General features: G+C 59.9%; 2 protein-coding genes. One reads left to right on the top strand and one right to left on the bottom strand.

All coding sequences use genetic code 11. From position 1 onward, the window contains the following. Window positions 1-15: 15 nt before the first annotated feature. Window positions 16-3,087 carry a PSD1 and planctomycete cytochrome C domain-containing protein gene (locus BGE01nite_RS28560; protein ID WP_218033129.1) on the bottom strand — a complete coding sequence of 1,024 codons (3,072 nt, stop codon included), beginning with the start codon at window positions 3,085-3,087 and terminating at the stop codon, window positions 16-18. Window positions 3,088-3,205: 118 nt separating this feature from the next. Between BGE01nite_RS28560 and BGE01nite_RS28555 the strand changes: the two genes are divergently transcribed. Further along, window positions 3,206-5,065, top strand: a complete 1,860-nt coding sequence (locus BGE01nite_RS28555) for a protein-disulfide reductase DsbD family protein (protein WP_146856325.1) — start codon at window positions 3,206-3,208, stop codon at window positions 5,063-5,065. Window positions 5,066-5,305 lie beyond the last annotated feature (240 nt).

Genomic DNA, 5,305 nt, shown 5'->3' with positions numbered 1-5,305 from the left:
TTCGCGACTTCAGCGTCACTCTTTGGTGATCGTTTCGTCGAGGTTGAGCAGGGCTCTGGCGACGGCGGTCATGGGGGGGAGGGTTTCGGCGTTGGAAGCTTTTTTTTGCTGATCAAGCAGGGAGAGCAGGATGCTGGACTCTTTTTCGTTAGGCTGGCGGTAGGTGCAGAGGTGGAAGCCGTGGGCGATGGCGGCTTTGTCGTTGCCTTTGCCAGCCTCGGTCATGCGTTGGGCCAGCTTCTCGGCGGCTTCGAGGCTGAGGGTTTCGTTGAGGGTCATCAGGGCCTGCAGCGGGGTGTTGCTGCGGGCGCGCTTGATGCAGCTGGCCTCGCCATTCGGAACATCAAAGGTGCTGAGGAAAGGGTAGGGTGTGCTGCGACGGCGGAAGACGTAGACGCTGCGACGATACTTTTGGTTCGTCTCCTCCACCTTCCAGGGGAAGGGGGCATAGCTCACGGGCTTCTGGAAGAGATACTCGGGCGCGGGTGGCATGACGCCACGACCGCCGACTTCGTCATTGAGCAGACCGCTGACGGCGAGCTGGATGTCACGCACGATCTCGCCCTCCACACGGAAGCGAGGGCCGCGTGCGAGCAGGCGGTTGTAGGGGTCTTTCTCCAGCAGCTCGGGCGTGACGCGGCTGTCCTGCTGGTAGGTGTGACTGGTGACGATGAGCTTGTGCAGATGCTTCAGGCTCCAGCCATGGTCCATGAACTCGCAGGCGAGCCAGTCGAGCAGTTCGGGATGACTTGGTTTAGCGCCCTGGATGCCGAAGTCTTCGGGGGTCTCCACCAGGCCGATGCCGAAGTAGGACTGCCAGACGCGGTTCACAAAGGCACGTGCGGTGGTGGGGGCATCGCGGGACACGATCCATTTGGCAAAGGTGAGGCGGGTGCTGTCGGCGTTCTTTGGCAGTGCATTTAGCATGGAGGGCACGCCGGTGCTCACGCGGTCGCCGGGCTTGAGGAAGTCGCCTCGCTTGAGGAGGCTGGTCATGCGGGGTTCATCGCGGGAGTCGAGCACGAGGGTGGTGCTGCCTTCGGGGTGCTGCTTCCACAGGGTCTCGATCTCGTCATTCACGGCTTTCCATTCGGCCACGCTCTGACGGAAGACTGGGAACTCTGGCTTCTTGCCGTAGAGCGGATCGGCCTCGGCATCTGCGGCGCTGGTGGCGCTGATGCGGTAGCGGCCGAGGTTCATGGTTTGCAGGTCATCACTGTTCCAGCCGCCGTGCTTCATGCTGAGGCCGATGGTCAGTTCGGAGTCGGCTTTGACCTCGATGGGCTTCTCCAGCACGAAGACCGCGTTGCGCGGCACATTGCGGCGGCCAGGGCCTGCATTGATGCCCCAGGCGGTATCGGGTTTGCCATCGATGGCGTAGGTGATCGGGCCTGTGACACGTTTGTCCTTCGCGGTGTCCTGATCCATGGCGAAGCCTGGGATGGGCGTGTTTTCGGTCTCGCCGAAGTCGGCGGTGGCCTTGATGAATTTTAGTGCGGTCTCCTTGCCATCGATCTTCATGGTCGCGGTGAACTCGGTGAGCGCGGCGGTGCCTTTCTGCGAGCGTCCTGGGCCGTAGGCGGGGAGGTTGGGGTCATTCATAAGCTCCAGGCGGAAGGATGAGATGGTCATGAGAGGAGGGCGGACACTCTTGTCCGTTTCAGGGCTCCCAGAGGGGGCAGGAATGCCCCCGTTACCCTCGGGAAGCTTCACCAAAAATTTGACCTCACTTTTGGTTGGGGCGTAGCCTTGGGCGAGGATGCTGCCATCGGGCTGGCGGAGGGCTTTTTCGCCGCCGCTGGGGTCGTCTTCAAAGGTGAGGGTGGTCCATGCGGGCTGCGGTTTGAGGGACTTCTTCCACTCGGCCATGCGCGCCTGCCAGTCGGGGTTCTGATGCTTCAGCATGTCCTCCAGCTCGCGGGTGCGCTGCAGGATCTGCGAGCGCTGCATCTGCTCGCTGCTGGTGTAGACCACGCGCCAGGGCTCGTTGTCGTTGTTCAGGAAGGCGAACATGCGGTAGTACTCTTCCTGGGAGATCGGGTCATACTTGTGGTTATGACACTGCGTGCAGCCGATGGTGAGGCCGAGCACGCTTTTGCCGATGGTGTCCATGCGGTCAAACATGGCTTCCATGCGGAACTGCTCGGGGTCGATGCCGCCCTCCTCGTTGATCATTGAGTTTCGCAGGAAGCCTGTGGCGACGATCTGGTCCTGCGTGGCTTTGGGAAGCTGGTCGCCCGCGATCTGCTGGATGATGAACTGGTCGTAGGGAAGGTCACGGTTGAAGGCATTGATGACCCAGTCGCGGTAAAACCAGATGAAGCGCATGGGGTCTTTTTCATAGCCGTTTGAGTCCGCATAGTGCGCTGCATCCAGCCAGTGGCGCGCCCAGCGTTCGCCGTAGTGGGGGGATTGGAGGAGCTGGTCGACCAGGGCTGGGATATCGAGGTTGGGTGAGTTGGCGGGGGATGGTGAAGACGCGGAGACGCGGAGAGGGGGAGAGTCCTTCGCCAAGGCTTCGGACTCCAAGGACGCGGAGACAGGAGGCAGACCGAGAAGATCTAGATAGAGACGGCGGACTAGCTTGTCGTCGGAGGCCTTGGGCGCGGCTTTCAGGCCTTCTTGGGCGAGACGATCTTGGATGAAGGCATCGATGGGGTGCTTGACGCCGATCTCTGGGACTTTGGGTTTCACGGGGGGCTTGAAGGCCCAGTGGTCTACTTTGGTCTCGAGTTTTACGCTGGCGCTTTCGGGCCATTCGGCACCATCATCGATCCACGATTTGATGGTGGCGATCTCGGCGCTGGTGAGGGGATCGCCTTTGCGAGGCATGCGCAGCTTGGGATTGCGACCTTCGATGGCATGGACGAGCACGGAATCTGCACTGTGGCCGGGTTTGATGGCGAGGCCGAAGTCGCCGCCCTTCAGGGCGCTGGGCTTGTGGTCCAAACGGAGGGCTGCCTCCTGCTTGCTGGCCCCGTGGCAGGCATAGCAGCGCTCCCGCAAAATGGGCTGCACGTCTTTGACAAAGTCGACGGCAGCGGCGGGCAAAGCGGCGGTGAGGGCAAGTGCGAGAGGTCTCAGCATGTGCACGGATACGTGATGAGGCATGAAATCTCATCTCCGGCGGCATGGAGGATTCCAGACTGGGAGGCGAATTTGCCGCTTGGAATAAAAAGGCGGAGCGTATCTCATAGCCCTACTCATGCATCGCGCCCTGACCCATCTGCTCCTGTTTCTGACCCTGATCGTGCCCGCCATGGCGCAGCTGGACCTCGTGGCTCCGGGTGGTGGCGGAGGTGGACCCAATGCCAAGGTCACCGCCAGCCTCGTGTCCGAGATGAAGACGGCGGCTCCGGGCCAGGCCTTCCGCATGGCGGTGAAACTGGTGCATGAGGAGCACTGGCATACGTATGGCAAGGTGCTGCCGCCGGATGTCGTCGGCAAACCGACGAAGCTCCTCTGGACCCTGCCAGAAGGCTGGAGTGTGCAGGAGCTGCCCTGGCCGCCGACGCGTGAAGTGGACTCCACCGATGGTAAAAAGTCCCAGGGCTATGACGGCACGGTGTATCTGCCCGTGAAGGTCACGCCGGCGGGCAAGGCCGGAGACAGTGCGGAGATTTCCGTGAAGGTGGATGCGCTTGTGTGCAATCCGCAGAACTGCATGCCGGCGAAGCCTGTGGCGAAACTGACGCTGACTCTGGCGGATATGGCGGAGGTCGATCCGTCGAATGCGGAGGTGTTTGCGAAGGACAACGCCAGCACTTCCAACCCAAAGGCCCTCCCGGGCAAGGCTGCATCCACTTCATCTGCCGTATCCACTACCCAAGCCTCGGCAACGAAAGCTCCAGAGCACTCTTTTGGTATCTATTTGCTCTATGCTTTCCTCGGTGGGCTGATCTTGAATGTGATGCCCTGTGTCTTCCCCGTGCTCGGCATCAAGGTGCTCAGCGTGGTGCAGCAGGCGGGTGGCGACAAGAGGCAGGTGCTCATGCATGGTTTGGCCTATACTCTGGGAGTGCTTGTGTGTTTCTGGGTGCTGGGTGGCATTGTGGTGGCACTTGGTAAGGGATGGGGTTTCCAGCTTCAAAATCCTGCATTTGTCTTTGGTCTTGCCACCTTCTTCTTGATCTTCGCCATGAGCATGGCCGGCGTGTTTGAGATCGGCACTTCTGCAGTCGGTGTCGGGCAGAACCTGCAGTCCAAGCATGGATTCGGCGGTTCCTTTTTCTCTGGTCTCCTGGCGGTGGTGGTCGCCGCGCCATGTTCAGCACCGGTTCTCGGCTCCGCGTTAGGCTATGCAGTGAGCCTGCCGATCATGGGTGCGTTGTTGATGTTTAGCGCGCTCGGTTTTGGTTTGGCGAGTCCCTTTCTCCTGCTTGCTGTTTTTCCAAAGCTGGTCGTGGCACTGCCGCGTCCGGGAGCCTGGATGGAGAGCTTCAAACAAGGCCTGTCCTTCTTACTCTTCGGAACAGCTGTGTTTGAGATCTGGGTGCTTACCGGCATGATTGAAGGCCAGCCGATGCTGTTTGTGCTGCTAGGACTCGTCCTTGTGGCCTTCGGTTGCTGGGTCTATGGCCGTTGGTATCTGCCTCACAAGTCAGCGCGTGTTCGTAGCGTTGCGCTTGTGATCACGTTGGGAAGTCTGATCGGGGGAATCAGCCTGGGGTGGCCTGCAAAGAATGATCATCCAATCGAACATAAGCCTGTGGTGGAGAATGGGCTTACCTGGGAGGTTTGGTCTCCCGAAAAAGTGAGTCAGTTGGTGTCATCCAAGACCGCCGTCTATATTGATTACACTGCGAAGTGGTGCCTCACCTGTCAGGTGAACAAGCGTGTCTATAAAGACGAGGCTTTGAAGAAGCTCATCGCTGACAAAAAGGTCGTGCTGCTCAAGGCTGACTGGACCAATGAAGATGAGCGTATCACGAAGGCGCTGGCGGATCTCGGCAAGGCGGCGGTGCCGGTGAATGTGCTGTATGTTCCGGGTGAGAAGGAGCCGGTGGTGCTGCCGGAGTTGTTGAGCGTGGACAATGTGTCGGAGGCGCTGAACAGGGTGAAGTGAGTGGGCGGGCGATTTATGATTTATGATTTTTGATTGATGATTTTGGGGAGGTGAATTCGTGGAGTGATGGAGTGATGGGTTCGCAGGGGCGGCGTTAGGTTGGAAAACTTAGGGCCTCGGGAAGATAGCTGAGTGTTGTGAGTTTTAGCTTCGGACGAGACACATTCATCCTTCGCATTCTGCTACGGAGAACGGGGCTCGTCCCTACCGGGGGTTTGGGGGGCGCTGCCGCGCCGGTGG

It is taken from the genome of Prosthecobacter gellanilyticus (genome assembly GCF_007992435.1).
Taxonomy (GTDB): domain Bacteria; phylum Verrucomicrobiota; class Verrucomicrobiia; order Verrucomicrobiales; family Verrucomicrobiaceae; genus Prosthecobacter; species Prosthecobacter gellanilyticus.
Note: the sequence above shows the minus strand (reverse complement) of the source record. Positions and strands in the feature narration are given on the sequence as shown.